General features: G+C 61.2%; 11 protein-coding genes, 3 tRNA genes and 1 pseudogene. 1 reads left to right on the forward strand and 14 read right to left on the reverse strand.

The annotated features are described in order from the left end of the window. The first annotated feature begins 241 nt into the window (after window positions 1-241). On the forward strand, window positions 242-1,777 hold the full coding sequence (gene ilvA, locus P406_RS21235) for a threonine ammonia-lyase, biosynthetic (RefSeq protein ID WP_082100891.1): 1,536 nt from the start codon (window positions 242-244) through the stop codon (window positions 1,775-1,777). Between the two features lie 285 nt (window positions 1,778-2,062). On the opposite strand, the gene P406_RS21240 is transcribed toward ilvA, so the two are convergent. The 14 genes and pseudogenes from P406_RS21240 to P406_RS21305 all read right to left on the reverse strand — a co-directional run. Beyond that, on the reverse strand, window positions 2,063-2,890 hold the full coding sequence (locus tag P406_RS21240) for a DUF2242 domain-containing protein (RefSeq protein WP_046237295.1): 828 nt from the start codon (window positions 2,888-2,890) through the stop codon (window positions 2,063-2,065). Window positions 2,891-3,125: 235 nt separating this feature from the next. Further along, window positions 3,126-3,202: transfer RNA gene (locus tag P406_RS21245), tRNA-Asp, on the reverse strand. A gap of 115 nt (window positions 3,203-3,317) precedes the next feature. After that, a tRNA-Asp gene (locus P406_RS21250) sits at window positions 3,318-3,394 on the reverse strand. 79 nt (window positions 3,395-3,473) lie between these two features. Further along, window positions 3,474-3,549: transfer RNA gene (locus tag P406_RS21255), tRNA-Val, on the reverse strand. A 150-nt stretch (window positions 3,550-3,699) separates the two neighbouring features. Beyond that, on the reverse strand, window positions 3,700-4,464 hold the full coding sequence (locus P406_RS21260) for an SDR family oxidoreductase (protein WP_153221455.1): 765 nt from the start codon (window positions 4,462-4,464) through the stop codon (window positions 3,700-3,702). A gap of 50 nt (window positions 4,465-4,514) precedes the next feature. Continuing rightward, complete coding sequence (locus P406_RS21265; protein ID WP_003318486.1) at window positions 4,515-5,726, reverse strand: O-succinylhomoserine sulfhydrylase; 1,212 nt, start codon at window positions 5,724-5,726, stop codon at window positions 4,515-4,517. A gap of 20 nt (window positions 5,727-5,746) precedes the next feature. Then, window positions 5,747-7,255, reverse strand: coding sequence for an amidophosphoribosyltransferase (gene purF / locus P406_RS21270; RefSeq protein WP_003347797.1), 1,509 nt, complete (start codon window positions 7,253-7,255; stop codon window positions 5,747-5,749). Window positions 7,256-7,267: 12 nt separating this feature from the next. Continuing rightward, the gene (locus P406_RS21275) at window positions 7,268-7,855 is read right to left on the reverse strand and encodes a CvpA family protein (RefSeq protein ID WP_003318487.1); all 588 of its coding nucleotides are present in this window, start codon (window positions 7,853-7,855) and stop codon (window positions 7,268-7,270) included. A 118-nt stretch (window positions 7,856-7,973) separates the two neighbouring features. Beyond that, window positions 7,974-8,627 (reverse strand): SPOR domain-containing protein, encoded by a 654-nt coding sequence (locus P406_RS21280; protein ID WP_046237296.1) that lies wholly within the window; start codon window positions 8,625-8,627, stop codon window positions 7,974-7,976. After that, window positions 8,611-9,915: a bifunctional tetrahydrofolate synthase/dihydrofolate synthase gene (gene folC, locus P406_RS21285; protein ID WP_046237297.1), complete on the reverse strand. Its 1,305-nt coding sequence runs from the start codon at window positions 9,913-9,915 to the stop codon at window positions 8,611-8,613. Before folC ends, P406_RS21280 begins: the two co-directional genes overlap by 17 nt. Beyond that, the gene (gene accD / locus P406_RS21290) at window positions 9,912-10,832 is read right to left on the reverse strand and encodes an acetyl-CoA carboxylase, carboxyltransferase subunit beta (protein WP_003318491.1); all 921 of its coding nucleotides are present in this window, start codon (window positions 10,830-10,832) and stop codon (window positions 9,912-9,914) included. Before accD ends, folC begins: the two co-directional genes overlap by 4 nt. 252 nt (window positions 10,833-11,084) lie before the next feature. After that, on the reverse strand, window positions 11,085-11,705 hold the full coding sequence (locus tag P406_RS21295) for a phosphoribosylanthranilate isomerase (RefSeq protein ID WP_003390839.1): 621 nt from the start codon (window positions 11,703-11,705) through the stop codon (window positions 11,085-11,087). Between the two features lie 61 nt (window positions 11,706-11,766). Next, window positions 11,767-12,591 carry a tRNA pseudouridine(38-40) synthase TruA gene (gene truA, locus P406_RS21300; protein WP_003390841.1) on the reverse strand — a complete coding sequence of 275 codons (825 nt, stop codon included), beginning with the start codon at window positions 12,589-12,591 and terminating at the stop codon, window positions 11,767-11,769. A 159-nt stretch (window positions 12,592-12,750) separates the two neighbouring features. Continuing rightward, window positions 12,751-15,114: pseudogene (locus tag P406_RS21305) on the reverse strand (FimV/HubP family polar landmark protein); the annotation flags it as partial. Window positions 15,115-15,135: the final 21 nt, after the last annotated feature.

Raw genomic sequence — 15,135 nt, forward strand, 5'->3', positions numbered from 1 at the left:
GCACAACCTCGGCCAGATTATTATTACCGTCATTCCAGTCATGGCGGGTTAGCCGACGTTTGCAAAAAACCCGCCTTGGAGGCGGGTTTCTTCTGTCTCCCGGGCAACAATTGCCGAATCAGGAGTCAGACATGATCGCCATCCCTCGCTCTATCGCCCTTCTCGCCGCTCTGGACCTGATTATCGATCTGCCGCGCGCGTTTGCCGAGTACCCAGGCACGACGTACGAAGAGGCGATGCGATGAGCCAGGACCCGCACGCTCTGCTCAACTATTACGCGCGCAAAATCCTCACCTCGCGCGTCTACGACGTTGCCATTGAAACGCCGCTGCAAGGCGCTCGCCAGCTGTCCGAACGGCTGGGCAATCGGGTGCTGCTCAAGCGCGAAGACCTGCAGCCGGTGTTCTCGTTCAAGATTCGCGGGGCGTACAACAAGCTCGCGCAATTGCCCGCAGAGCAGACTGCACGGGGCGTGGTGACGGCATCGGCGGGAAATCATGCTCAGGGCCTGGCGCTAGCGGCACGTGAGCTTGGGATCAAGGCGACCATCGTCATGCCGCGCACCACGCCGGAGATCAAGGTCGAGGGTGTGCGCTCGCGGGGTGCCACCGTGGTGCTGCACGGCGATTCGTTCCCGGAAGCGCTGGCTTACTCGCTAAAGCTGGTCGACGAACAAGGTTTCGTTTACATCCATCCGTATGACGACCCTGACACCATCGCCGGGCAAGGCACTGTGGCGATGGAGATTCTTCGTCAGCAACCGGGCCAGCTGGATGCGATCTTTGTCCCGGTCGGGGGCGGCGGTCTGATTGCCGGTATCGCGGCCTATGTGAAATACCTGCGCCCGGAGATCAAGATCATCGGCGTCGAGCCGGACGACTCCAACTGCCTGCAGGCGGCGATGGCTGCTGGTGAGCGCGTGGTGCTGAGCCAGGTCGGGCTGTTTGCCGATGGCGTGGCAGTGGCGCAGATCGGCCATCACACCTTCGAAGTGTGCCGCCATTATGTCGATGAAGTGATCACCGTCAGCACCGACGAGATCTGCGCGGCGATCAAGGATATCTACGACGATACTCGCTCGATCACCGAGCCGTCCGGCGCGCTGGGCGTGGCCGGGATCAAGAAGTATGTCGAGCAGCGCGGCGTCAGCGGCCAGACGCTGGTGGCGATCGATTCAGGGGCGAACGTCAACTTCGACCGTTTGCGCCACGTGGCCGAACGTGCAGAGCTGGGCGAAGGTCGCGAGGCGATCATTGCCGTGACCATTCCCGAGCAGCCGGGCAGCTTCAAGGCATTCTGCGAGGCTATCGGCAAGCGGCAGATCACCGAATTCAACTACCGCTATCACACCGATCGCGAGGCGCACATCTTCGTCGGCGTGCAGACCCATCCCGAAAACGACCCGCGCAGCGCCCTGATCGCCAGCCTGACCGGGCAAGGCTTCCCGGTGCTGGACCTGACCGACAACGAACTGGCCAAACTGCACATCCGTCACATGGTTGGCGGGCATGCCGAGCGCGTCGACGATGAAGTGGTGCTGCGCTTCGAGTTCCCGGAACGACCGGGCGCGCTGTTCAACTTCCTCAACCGCCTGGGCGGTCGCTGGACCATCTCGATGTTCCACTACCGCAACCACGGCGCAGCCGATGGCAGGGTGGTCGCCGGGCTGGTCGTGCCGGAGGATGAGCGGCATCTGGTCGGCGCTGCGCTGGATGAGATTGGTTACCGGTATTGGGACGAAAGCGAGAACCCGGCGTACCGGTTGTTTCTGGGCTGAGGCCGTGGAGATTTCTCGTTCCTCACGCTCCGCCACAAGAGGACGCGGAGCGTCCAGACCGGCATGCCCACGCGGAGCATGGGCACGATGGTGATCTGACTGACGACTATCGTTCCTCACGCTCTGGTGGGAATGCAGTTCACGACGCTCTGCGTCGCAAGAGGACGCAGAGCGTCCAGACCGGCATACCCACGCGGAGCAGGGGTACGATGGTGATCTGACTGACGACTATCGTTCCTCACGCTCCAGCGTGGGAATGCAGTTCACGACGCTCCGCGCCACTCCTTACTGCGCCGGGGCGGGCTCGGCTGGCGTGGGCGCGGTGCTTTCTGCAGGTTCTGCGGCCGGTGTTTCGACCGTTTCTGCCTTGAATGAAGCAGGTTCGGACGGCGCAGGCACAGGTTCGCTTGCAGCAGGCGTGACCGGTTCGGCGGCATGCTCGGCCTTCGGCGTGTTTTCTGACGACGCAGGCGCCAGCTTCGCAGGCTCGGCAGCCTTGGCGGGAATCGCAGGGGCTGCGGGAGCCGTGTCAGGCACACCGAGGTCGGCCTTGGGCTTCTCGACAATATGCGCAGCCTTTTTCACTTCGGGCGGCAGGAAGTTTTCCACCAGACCGAAAAAGCGCTCGTAGAATTTCGCTGACGAGACGGTCTCGCTGGCGACCTTGACCATCGAGTCGTCAGTCGAGCCTATCGGCATCGACACGGAGCCCAGCACGCCTACGCCGAGGCTGGCCGAGTTGTTGGTTTTCTTCAGCGCGTAACGGTCCTGCAGGGCGTTGGCAAACATGGTGGAATTGCCATCCTTCGCATCGGCGGCACACACCAGATTGAAGCTGATCTCGATATGCGTATCGCCGGTCTGCTGGAAGCTCTTGCGGCCGGCAATCATCTTCGGGTCGCTGCTGGTGATGATATAGCCCTGACTCAGCAAGGCACGCCGCCCCGCCTCGCAGTAAGCCATATCGGTCGCAGGGTAGCTTCGGGAGAAGGTCCCGGCGTCGTCGAAGTGTTCATGGTCATACACCGCCTGCTTGGGCGACGATGAACAGCCGGCCGCCATCAGCACGGCGGAGATCCAGAAGGCGGTACGAACGTTCAGTAGCTTAAACATCGAAAATCCTGAGGAAGGAAAAGACTGCCAGCAAGACTGCGAACTGGGAAATGGCGGTAAGTCTGCAACAAGGCCGACGCTGGATCAACGTACAGTTCAAAAGGATTTGGATACAGTCCATGCTCAAGCGAACCAGATCTCCCCGCAGGCACACAAAAACGCAGACAACAAAAAAGCGACCCTAGGGCCGCTTTCTTGTTTGCTTCAAGGAGTTCAAGGGCCTTGAAGCGGTGTATGGCGCAGCGGACGGGACTCGAACCCGCGACCCCCGGCGTGACAGGCCGGTATTCTAACCGACTGAACTACCGCTGCGTATCGCTGTAAACCTGTTTGAAACAAACTTTCAGTAGTCTGCTTCCTGTACACGTGACTGAAAGACCCTTGGGCTTTTCAATCGCAGACCCGGCGAACCCGATCTGTACAAATATGGCGCAGCGGACGGGACTCGAACCCGCGACCCCCGGCGTGACAGGCCGGTATTCTAACCGACTGAACTACCGCTGCGCATTGTGGACTTGCGTCCATATAAGCTTTGTAAAGTTACTTTTGAAAGCCCTCGTACTTCAGCTTTCAAACTCAACGATGGTGGGTGATGACGGGATCGAACCGCCGACCCGCTGCTTGTAAGGCAGCTGCTCTCCCAGCTGAGCTAATCACCCTTTGCTTCGTTGAGGCCGCGAAATTTACGCACCTAACGAACCTAAGTCAATAGCCTGATTGAAGTTTTTTTAAAAACCGCCTCAATCACAAAACCCTAACCACACACCAAAAGCACAAGCAATAGCTCAATCGAAGCTCGCCCGCACAAACTACTCGGCGTACACCATCTTGCGCGTCATGCCACCGTCGACCACGAACTCCTGCCCGGTGACGAAACCGGCGTTTCTGGACAACAGCCAGGCAACCATCGCCGCAACGTCCTCCACCGTCCCTACCCTGCCCGCCGGATGCTGGGCATGATCGGTCTCGGACAACGGCTCGGCTCTGCGCAACGAGGGGTCACGCGCGTCGATCCAGCCAGGGCTGACGGCATTGACACGAATCTCCGGCCCCAAGCTGATCGCCAGCGCATGTGTCAGCGCCATCAGGCCACCTTTGCTGGCTGCATAAGCCTCGGTGTCGGCCTCCGACTGACGGGAGCGTGTGGAGGTCAGGTTGACGATGCTGCCGCAATGCGCACGCAGGTAAGGCGCGCAATGCTTGGCCAGCAGCATCGGACCGCCGAGGTTGACTGCCAGCACACGGTTCCAGTGCGACAGCTCCAGGCTTTCCAGCGTAGTGTTGTGCGGATCGGCGATCGCAGCGTTGCACACCAAGGCATCGAGACGACCAAACTGCCGAAGCACCTCGGCCACGCCCGCTGCGACCTGTTCTTCACTGGCAACGTCCATGGCAATGAACAGGGCATTTTCACCCAGCGCACCGGCCACTTTCGAACCACGCGCACGGTCCAGATCGGTCAGCACTACTTGCCAGCCTTCGGCAATCAGCCACGCTGCGATACCGAGCCCGATACCGCGAGCGGCACCGGTCACCAGGGCGACACGACCATTGTGGACGCTGGCAAATTTCAACGCCCACTCCTCGCCCGGCTTGCCACTGGCCGGATTGCTGGCCTCGCTACTCACAACGCCGCCAGACCACGAGCCAGGTCAGCCTGCAGGTCAGCCACGTCTTCAAGCCCCACTGCAACCCGAATCAGGCTGTCGCGAATACCTGCGGCTTCACGCTCCTGAGGTGCCAGGCGACCGTGAGAGGTGGTGCTCGGGTGAGTGATCGTGGTTTTGCTGTCACCCAGGTTGGCAGTGATCGAAATCAGTCGTGTGGCATCGATGAAGCGCCATGCACCGTCCTTGCCACCCTTGACCTCGAAGCTCACCACCGCGCCGAAACCCTTTTGCTGACGCTGGGCCAACTCGTGCTGCGGGTGACTCTTCAGTCCGGCGTAATGGACCTTTTCAATGCCGTCCTGCTGCTCGAGCCACTCGGCCAGTGCCTGAGCATTGGCACAGTGAGCGCGCATCCGCAGGTTCAGGGTTTCGAGGCCCTTGAGGAAGATCCACGCGTTGAACGGGCTGAGTGTCGGCCCGGCAGTACGCAGGAAGCCGACCACTTCTTTCATCTGCTCGCTGCGCCCGGCAACCACGCCGCCCATGCAACGGCCCTGGCCGTCGATGAACTTGGTGGCCGAATGCACGACAATGTCAGCGCCCAGCAACAGCGGCTGCTGCAAGGCCGGCGTACAGAAACAGTTGTCAACGATCAGCATCGCGCCCTTGGCGTGGGCGATCTCGGCCAGCGCCGCGATGTCGACCAGTTCAGCCAGGGGATTGGACGGCGATTCGACGAAGAGCATTTTGGTGTTGGGCTTGATCGCCGCATCCCAGCCGCTCAGATCGGCGAGAGGAACGTAATCCACCTCGACACCAAAGCGCTTGAAGTACTTGTCGAACAGGCTGATGGTCGAGCCGAAGACGCTGCGTGACACCAGCACATGATCACCAGCGCTGCACAGGCTCATCACCACAGCCAGAGTTGCCGCCATGCCGGTCGCCGTAGCGACGGCCTGCTCGGCACCTTCCAGTGCGGCAATGCGCTCTTCGAACGAACGCACCGTCGGGTTGGTGTAACGCGAGTAGACGTTGCCCGGCACTTCACCGGAGAAACGCGCAGCCGCGTCGGCGGCTGTGCGAAATACGTAACTGGAGGTAAAGAACATGGGTTCGCCATGCTCTCCTTCCGGTGTGCGGTGATGCCCGGCACGTACGGCTAGGGTATCGAAACCTACGCCTTCAAGGTCGCTGTCCAGCCGACCTGCATCCCATTCCTGAGTCATGCCGCCCACTCCTTGCCCAATTAGTTGTTGTACAGATCGATGATCGCGCTCACTGCCTGAGTCTTGATCTTGGAGGCGTCATTACGCGCGCTCTCGATCCGGTTCAAATAATGCTCGTCGATGTCGCCGGTCACGTACTTGCCGTCGAAAACCGAGCAATCGAAGTTGTCGATCTTGATTTTCTTGCTGCCGCTGACCGCTTCGATCAGGTCATTCAGATCCTGATAGACCAGCCAGTCGGCACCGATGAGGTCGGCCACGTCCTGAGTGGTGCGGTTGTGGGCAATCAGTTCGTGAGCACTCGGCATGTCGATGCCGTAGACGTTGGGGTAGCGCACAGCCGGGGCTGCAGAACAGAAGTAGACATTCTTGGCACCGGCTTCGCGGGCCATCTGGATGATCTGCTTGCAGGTCGTGCCGCGTACGATGGAATCATCCACCAGCATCACGTTCTTGCCGCGGAACTCCAGCTCGATGGCGTTGAGCTTCTGGCGTACGGATTTCTTGCGCGCAGCCTGGCCCGGCATGATGAAGGTCCGGCCGATGTAACGGTTCTTGACGAAGCCTTCGCGGAACTTGACGCCCAGATGGTTGGCCAGCTCCAGCGCCGCAGTACGGCTGGTGTCCGGAATCGGGATGACCACGTCGATATCGTGATCAGGACGCTCGCGCAGGATCTTGTCGGCCAGCTTCTCGCCCATGCGCAGGCGCGCCTTGTAGACCGAGATGCCGTCGATGATCGAATCCGGGCGCGCCAGATAGACGTGCTCGAAGATGCACGGTGCGTACTTGGGGTTGGCCGCGCACTGACGGGTGTGCAGCTTGCCGTCTTCAGTGATGTAGACCGCTTCGCCCGGCGCCAGGTCGCGAATCAGGGTAAAGCCCAGCACGTCCAGCGATACGCTTTCCGAGGCGATCATGTACTCGACGCCTTCGTCGGTGTGACGCTGGCCGAACACGATAGGACGAATGGCGTCCGGGTCACGGAAGCCGACGATACCGTAGCCGGTGATCATGGCCACGACCGCGTAACCACCACGGCAGCGATTGTGCACGTCGGTCACTGCCGCGAAGATATCCTCTTCGGTCGGCTGCAACTTGCCACGCACGGCCAGCTCATGGGCGAACACGTTGAGCAGCACTTCCGAATCGGAATTGGTGTTCACATGGCGCAGGTCGGATTCGTAAATTTCCTTGGCCAACTGCTCGACGTTGGTGAGGTTGCCGTTGTGCGCCAGCGTGATGCCGTAAGGCGAGTTGACGTAGAACGGCTGAGCCTCGGCCGACGTCGAGCTGCCCGCGGTGGGGTAACGCACATGACCGATGCCCATATGCCCGACCAGACGCTGCATATGACGTTGATGAAACACATCGCGCACCAATCCGTTGTCCTTGCGCAGGAATAACCGGCCATCGTGGCTGGTTACGATACCGGCAGCGTCCTGGCCGCGGTGCTGGAGGACGGTAAGCGCGTCATACAGCGCCTGATTGACGTTCGACTTGCCGACGATACCGACGATGCCACACATGCGACACAACCCCTACTTAGTGGAACTGGATTTACCGAGCACATCCTGCGGCATTGTAGACGGCAGGATCTGTTCCTTGAACGGCATGTCAGCGGGTACGCTGATGCCGCTGGCGAGCCACTTGCTGGACATCCCGAGAATCAGGTTTTTCGACCAGTCAGCGACCATGAGAAATTGCGGCACCAGCCTGGACTGCTGCCACCATTGATCCTGTTGCACCGGCCCCAGGCTCAACAGCCCTACCGCCACAACGACAAGCAGGCCTCCGCGCGCTGCGCCGAAGACCATGCCGAGAAAACGATCGGTCCCGGAAAGCCCGGTGACGCGAATCAGCTCGCCTATCAGAAAATTGACCATGGCGCCTACCAGCAGGGTGGCGACAAAAAGAATGGTACAGCTCGCGATCACGCGGGCCGAAGGTGTTTCTATGTAATTGACCAGATACTGCGACAGCCCTGCACCAAACATCCAGGCCACAACACCTGCAATGATCCACGTCGTCAACGACAGTGCTTCTTTTACGAAGCCGCGCTTCAGACTGATCAGGGCGGAGATGGCGACAATTCCGAGAATTGCCCAGTCAACCGGAGTAAATGGCACGTTGCAGCCTGCAGACGGATAAGGCGGCGCATTTTAGCAGAGCGCCCGCCTGCCGGTAAGCAGCGATTACCGGCGCGAGGCATTTTCCTTTGTGCCAGGGGCACCAGGTGCCGAACGGTCAGCCGCGCTCGGGCTGAAAGCGCACCACAATACCCTTGAGCTTTTGCTGTTTGTCGAGCTGATCGCGCAGGCGATCAGCCTCGGCGCGCTCGATGAGCGGGCCTACAAACACCCGGTTCACGCCATCAGCGGTGCGAATGTAGGCGTTGTAGCCCTGGGTGCGCAGCGTCTTTTGCAGATTGTCGGCATTGGCACGATTGGACATGCTCGCCAACTGCACCGACCAGCTGATCGACAGGCCGTTGGCGTCGACGCCAGCAGGTGCCGCAGGTTTGGCAGGCGCCGGTGTCGCTGCTGGTGCAGCAGCTGTCGCTGGCGCCGAAGCAGGTGCCGGCTTGGCAGCAGGTTTGGAAGCCGGAGCAGCAGGTGCGGTCGGCGCAGGCGCGATCGGCATGGCAGGCGGCTGGCTGCTGCTCATGTCATCGTCACCCGGCACAGGCTCCTGAGGCAGAACCTGCGGCTCCGGAACAGGTACCGGATCGACCCGCACCTGCGCAGCCGCAGGCGCCTGAGGCGCGGCTGGCGCCTCGACCTGCACCTGACGTGTTTCATCTTCACGCGTGAAAAGCATGGGCAGGAAAATGACCGCCACGGCGATCAGCACCAGTGCTCCAACCATTCGCTGCTTGAATACGTTATCCAGCAAAGCCATTTGCAGCGTCCTCATCGGTGTACCGGGCCAACCATTCAAGGGCCTCGGCAACACAGTAAAATGAACCGAACAGCAGAATCTCGTCATCGGGCGTGGCATGCGCGCACTGAGCTCCCAGCGCCAACGCGATACTCTGATAGGACGTCACGCGGGCCCCAAGGTTCTGCAAGGCCGCCTGCAACTCTTCTGCCGGCCGGCTGCGCGAGGTCGGAAGCGGCGCAACAGCCCACTCTTCAATGACCGGCACCAGGTGCGCGACCACACCGTCGAGATCCTTGTCGCTGAGCAGGCCAAATACCGCAAGACGCTTGCCGCCAACCGGCTGCCGCGCCAGGCGCTGCCCCAGAAACTGTGCCGCGTGGGGGTTATGACCTACATCCAGCAGCAGGTTGAGCGACTTGCCGTGCCACTTGACGACCCTGCGATCGAGACGACCGGCGAGCCGGGTCTCGGCAAGTACCTTGCCTGTCGCATCCGGTTGCAATGGATACCCCAGCAGGGCGAAGGCCTGAAGTGCCAGCGCTGCATTCTGCATCGGCAGGTCGAGCAGCGGCAGACCGCGCAGCTCGATCTGCTCGCCCTGAGCGACACCGCGCCAGTCCCAGCTGTCGTCACCTATGGAAAGATCGAAATCCCGGCCACGCAACAACAACGGACAGCCCAGCTCGCGAGCTTTGGCCAGCAGCGGCTCAGGGGGCGCAGGGTCACCGCACAGCGCAGGACAGCCGGCGCGAAAGATCCCGGCTTTCTCGAAAGCGACCGACTCACGGGTGTCGCCCAGGTACTCGGCGTGATCGACCCCGATACTGGTGACCAGCGCCAGGTCCGCATCCACTAGATTGACCGCGTCCAGACGACCGCCCAGACCGACTTCCAGCACCACCGCATCGAGCCGGGCCTGCTCGAACAGCCAGAACGCCGCCAGCGTGCCCATTTCGAAATAAGTCAGGGTGACATCGCCGCGTGCCGCTTCGACCGCAGCGAAGGCATCGCACAGTTCCTGATCGGTTGCCTCGACGCCCTGCACTTTCACCCGCTCGTTATAGCGAAGCAGATGCGGGGAGCTGTAGACACCGACCTTCAAGCCCTGAGCCTGCAACAAGGCGGCGACAAAGGCGCAGGTCGAGCCCTTGCCGTTGGTGCCCGTCACCGTGATCACCTGACGCGCCGGGCGTGTAAGCCCCAGTTGCAGCGCCACCTGTCGAGACCGGTCCAGGCCCATGTCGATGGCCGACGGATGCAGTTGCTCCAGGTAGGCGAGCCAGTCGCTCAGGGATGTAGAGGTCATATCGTCGCGGGTGCCGGCGGAACGACGATTGGCTCGATGACGGGTGCGACAAAGCGAGGGGTTGGCAGGTTCATCATCTGTGCCAGCAGGTTACCCAGGCGCGGACGAAGCTCACTGCGCGAGACGATCATGTCGATAGCACCGTGATCCAGCAGGAATTCGCTGCGCTGGAAGCCTTCAGGCAGCTTCTCGCGAACAGTTTGCTCGATGACCCGCGGACCAGCGAAACCGATCAGCGCCTTGGGCTCGGCGACGATAACGTCACCCAGCATGGCCAGGCTGGCGGAAACGCCACCGTAGACCGGGTCGGTCAGCACCGAGATGAACGGCAGCCCTTCTTCGCGAAGGCGCGCCAGAACCGCCGAGGTCTTGGCCATCTGCATCAGCGAGATCAGCGCTTCCTGCATGCGCGCACCGCCGGAAGCGGCGAAGCAGACGAACGGGCAGCGATTTTCCAGCGCATAGTTGGCGGCACGTACGAAGCGCTCGCCGACAATGGCCCCCATCGAACCACCCATGAACGAGAATTCGAATGCCGAAGCCACCACCGGCATGCCCAGCAAGGTGCCGCTCATGGAAATCAGCGCGTCCTTCTCACCGGTCTGCTTCTGCGCAGCGGTCAGGCGATCCTTGTACTTCTTGCCGTCGCGGAATTTCAGACGGTCGACCGGCTCAAGATCGGCACCCAGCTCTTCGCGCCCTTCGACGTCCAGAAAAATGTTCAGGCGTGCACGTGCGCCGATACGCATGTGGTGGTTGCACTTGGGGCAGACGTCCAGGGTCTTTTCCAGCTCAGGGCGATACAGCACCGCCTCACAGGACGGGCATTTGTGCCAGAGGCCTTCGGGAACCGAGCTCTTCTTGACCTCGGAACGCATGATCGATGGGATCAGTTTGTCTACCAACCAGTTGCTCATGCTTTATATCTCCAGTACCGGTGCGGCTCGAACGACTGACAAATCAAACACCAGTCGCATGCCCTCAGATAAATTCGTATATGGACGACGATGAAAGGATAGCGATCGACTCACGGCCGGACCTGCACACCCCTCACCCCGATTTTTCACAACGACGGCGTTGCACATTGGCCCCACCGCTTACTCGATTCGACCCGCGTGCCTCTTGGCGCGGACAGGCTTATGGACGGCGGCCGATCAATAGCCGTCACATCAGGTGCCGTGCACCGCACTCATGAACGCCAGGATCTTCTCCCGATCCTTGATGCCCTTGCTCTTTTCAACGCCGCCGCTGACATCCACGGCATAGGGCCGGACCTGAGCGATGGCCTGCGCCACATTGGCCGACGTCAGCCCGCCCGCCAGGATGACCGGCTTGTCCAGGTCGTCCGGAATCAATGCCCAATCGAAGGTTTCTCCGGTACCGCCGGGCACACCTTCGACGTAGGTATCGAGCAGCACGCCGCGTGCATTGCGATAGGTCCGGCAGACCCCGGCAATGTCATCACCGGCCTTGACCCGCAGCGCCTTGATGTAAGGACGATGATACCCGTCGCACTCCTCGGGTGTTTCATCGCCATGAAACTGCAGCATGTCCAGCGCGACCGCATCCAGCGTCTCGTTGAGCTCGCAGCGACTGGCGTTGACGAACAGGCCCACCGTGGTGATGAACGGCGGCAGCGCAGCAATGATGGCACGCGCCTGCAATACCGTCACCGCACGCGGGCTTTTCGGATAGAACACCAGGCCTATCGCGTCGGCACCTGCCTCGGCGGCAGCCAGTGCATCCTCTATGCGGGTAATCCCGCAGATCTTGCTGCGAACGGCTGACATGTCGTGAGTAACCTCAGGCCTTTCGGAAAGTCCCGGATGTTAGCAAATGCGGCCAGGATCGTCAGCCGTCCAATTCCGCAAAGCCCGTAAGAAAATGAGGACCGATGTAGCGCTCGGGCAACGGGAATTCATCACGGTACTCGACCCCGACCAGATACAACCCGTAGGGATGGGCCGTGACACCGCCGGTGCGCCGAATCCGGCTTTCCAGCACCTCGCGCGCCCACTCGACCGGACGCTCGCCGGTGCCGATGGTCATCAGCACACCGGCGATATTGCGCACCATATGGTGAAGAAAGGCATTGGCGCGCACATCGATCACGATCATCTTGCCGTGACGGGTCACGCGCAGATGGTGCAACTGCTTGACCGGCGACTTGGCCTGACATTGACCAGCGCGAAACGCGCTGAAATCGTGAGTACCCACCAGATACTCGGCAGCCTGCGCCATGCGCTCGACATCCAGCGGGCGGTGGTTCCAGGTAATTTCCTGGTTCAGGTGCGCCGGGCGGATCTGATCGTTGTAGATCACGTAACGATAACGCCGGGCAATGGCCTTGAAGCGCGCATGAAAGGTGGCCGGCATGACTCTGGCCCAAGTGACACTGACATCATGGGGCAGATTGATATTGGCGCCCATGACCCAGGCCTTCAGGGTGCGCTCGGCCTGGGTGTCGAAGTGCACCACCTGACCGCAGGCATGCACGCCCGCGTCCGTGCGACCGGCACACATCAGTGAAACCGGTGACGCGGCCACTTTTGACAGAGCGTCTTCAAGGGTTTCCTGCACGGTCAGCACGCCGGACGCCTGACGTTGCCAGCCGCAATAGCGCGAGCCCTTGTATTCAACGCCCAGCGCGATTCGGGAAAAGCCCTCGGCCGCCATCTCGGCGGCCGGGTTATCTATGTTCGCCAAAGTGGTACAGCCTGTCGGTTCGCGAAAAGTCGGCCATTATACGGCCGCAAAAAAAACACGCTACTCAAGCCGGACATCTGAAATGCAAACGGCCGCATAAGCGGCCGTGTGCAGGTTGCCGGGGTTGAATCAGGCCAGCCGAGAAAGCATCTCCCGCGCTTCACTTTTCTGACCGTCATCGCCCTCGGTGACGACCTCATCAAGAATATCCCGAGCGCCGTCCGCATCGCCCATGTCGATGTAGGCACGCGCCAGATCAAGCTTGGTCGCCGCTTCGTCAGTACCGGACATGAAGTCGAAGTCCGGCTCGTCATCCAGCGCGGCCGCATCCTCGGCGGTGAATCTCGGCTCATCGAGCGGCGGATGTTCGAGATTCTGCGAAAGACGCTCAAGCTCGGCATTGACGTCGTCGATTTCAGTCGCGAACGCCTGACTTGCCTGATCGGTTTCAATCTCGTCCGCCAGCGAAAGGTCGAAATCCTCTGGAAGCTCCAGGTCATCACTGACCGGTGGTGCTGGCGAGGTTTCACCCAAATCCAGCGGATCTTCGCCAAGGCCGAGCAGGAAATCATCTTCGTTCTTGAGGGCCGGGTCTTCCTCGGACAAGTCCAGGTCGAAGTCGGCAAGGTCCTGCGGCGTTGTCGCTGCACGGGCCTCTTCCTGCTGCTGCATGACCGACTCGAAGCTCAGCTCTTCGTCATCCGCTACCGCCGATACCTTGGGCTCGTCGAGCATCAGGTCATCGAGATCGTTAACAGTAGAGACTTCAGGCACAGACGGTTCTTCGAACTCGTCCAAGCTCAAGTCAAAATCGTTATCGAACGGGTCTGCCTCTTCAACAGGCTCTGCGGCCAGCGGCGCGACTACTTCCGGCTCAGGTTCAGGCGTAGCAACAATTTCGGGCTCGGGCTCGGGCTCGGGCTCCTGCTCTGCCGCATCATCGGCCAGCAGCTCTTCAAGATATTTGGCATCGAGCTCTGCAACCAGTGCGGCTGTCGTGGCCGCTGCGGCGGCTGCAGCTACCGCTGGGGCAGCCGATGCAGTGGAGGTTTCAGAAGCCAGCGGCGCAGCAACAGGTGCCACCGGCTTCAGGGTCGAGTTAAGTTCTTCCCGCTGCTCGACCTCAGCTTCAAGCTTTCCCGCTGCCACCAGTTTACGTTCGTGGGCGGCATAGGCTTTGTTGTTACCCTGCTCGGCGTAGATTTCCATCAGTTTCAGACGGATATCGTCGCGCTTCGGGTCTTCGTTGACGGCTTCTTCCAGCAATTCAATCGCCTGATTCATACGACCGTAAGCGATGTGGATCTCGGCCTGAACCAGCGGATCGGCAGGACGTTCACGACCGGCAGCGCCTGCTGCTGCGGCGCCTCCCATGCGCACATTGGGCGGCGGCACATCAAGCCCGTCGAAGCTGGCGGGGGGTGCATTCATGTCCATGTCCGAGACGAAATCCGACTCCTCGGCCAGCGCACGTGCCATGCGCTTGTGCTTCTCGGCCTCGGCCTTCGCCGCACGACGACGCGCCAGGAACAACAGCAGCAAGGCCAGAATCAGCAATACCGCACCGCCGATCAAGCCAAGCAACACAGGGTTGTTGATGATTTTCTGCAGCGCGTCCTCGTCCTCTTCTGCTGCTGCAACCGGCTCCACCGCCAGCGGCTGCTCTGGCGCCGGGGTCGCAACTTCGGCAGCACCGGCAGGCAGCGCATCTTCAGGCGCGATCTCGCCAGCCGGTTTCACCGGAGCACCGTTGGCGTCAACCAGCGAGGCAGGCACCGCCGCGTTGGCGGGTGTCGACGCTTCCGGAGTGGCGGCAGGAGGCGGCACAGCTGCGCCAGCGGCCTGCATCTTGGCCAACTGACCGTTTTTCAACTCGACCAGACGCTGCAACTTGTCGAGCTGGCTTTGCAGGTCGTTCATGCGGCTTTTCAGCTCGGCATTGTCGCGACGCGTGGTATCCAGGGCTTCCTGAGCCACGGCCAGCTTGTTGCCAACATCGCTGTCGCCCGCCGCACCTTTCGCCGCAGGCTTGCCGCTTGCCGACACCAGACTGAGGTTGTCGGCGGTATCGACTTTGGAGGGCGCCGCGCCCGCACGGTCACGACGGGTAGCATCGACCTGACGTGTACCGGCTGGCAGACGGCGACCTTCACGCCAGGCGCTGTATTGCCGGGAAACTTCTGCCACTGCCTGTGATTGCGGCAGCGCGGTGGTCTGTTGCGGCGTCGGAAGGCGCAGCACCTGCCCTTTCTTCAGGCGGTTGATGTTGCCACCAATGAACGCATCCGGATTCAACGCCTGAATCGCCAGCATGGTTTGCTGGACAGTCCCGCCAGTACGCACCTTGGCAGCGATTTCCCACAAGGTGTCGTTATTGGCGGTGACGTACTGTGACTGCTTGTCGGCGGCTGGCGGCGGCACTGCGGCTGGGTTGGCAGCCGGTGCCGGTGCTGGTGCCTCGGCTGCCGGCGCTTCAGCCGACGGGGCTACCGATCATGACCAGCAGGCATACAC

The sequence above is a fragment of the Pseudomonas syringae pv. coryli str. NCPPB 4273 genome, from assembly GCF_000972175.1.
GTDB lineage: Bacteria > Pseudomonadota > Gammaproteobacteria > Pseudomonadales > Pseudomonadaceae > Aquipseudomonas > Aquipseudomonas syringae.

What these genes read in the sequence shown, in the direction of transcription:
- ilvA (WP_082100891.1), top strand. Translation starts at nt 242, where the DNA reads ATGAGCCAGGACCCGCACGCTCTGCTCAACTATTACGCGCGCAAAATC.
- P406_RS21240 (WP_046237295.1), bottom strand. Translation starts at nt 2,890, where the DNA reads ATGTTTAAGCTACTGAACGTTCGTACCGCCTTCTGGATCTCCGCCGTG.
- P406_RS21265 (WP_003318486.1), bottom strand. Translation starts at nt 5,726, where the DNA reads ATGACTCAGGAATGGGATGCAGGTCGGCTGGACAGCGACCTTGAAGGC.
- purF (WP_003347797.1), bottom strand. Translation starts at nt 7,255, where the DNA reads ATGTGTGGCATCGTCGGTATCGTCGGCAAGTCGAACGTCAATCAGGCG.
- P406_RS21280 (WP_046237296.1), bottom strand. Translation starts at nt 8,627, where the DNA reads ATGGCTTTGCTGGATAACGTATTCAAGCAGCGAATGGTTGGAGCACTG.
- folC (WP_046237297.1), bottom strand. Translation starts at nt 9,915, where the DNA reads ATGACCTCTACATCCCTGAGCGACTGGCTCGCCTACCTGGAGCAACTG.
- accD (WP_003318491.1), bottom strand. Translation starts at nt 10,832, where the DNA reads ATGAGCAACTGGTTGGTAGACAAACTGATCCCATCGATCATGCGTTCC.
- P406_RS21295 (WP_003390839.1), bottom strand. Translation starts at nt 11,705, where the DNA reads ATGTCAGCCGTTCGCAGCAAGATCTGCGGGATTACCCGCATAGAGGAT.
- truA (WP_003390841.1), bottom strand. Translation starts at nt 12,591, where the DNA reads ATGGCGGCCGAGGGCTTTTCCCGAATCGCGCTGGGCGTTGAATACAAG.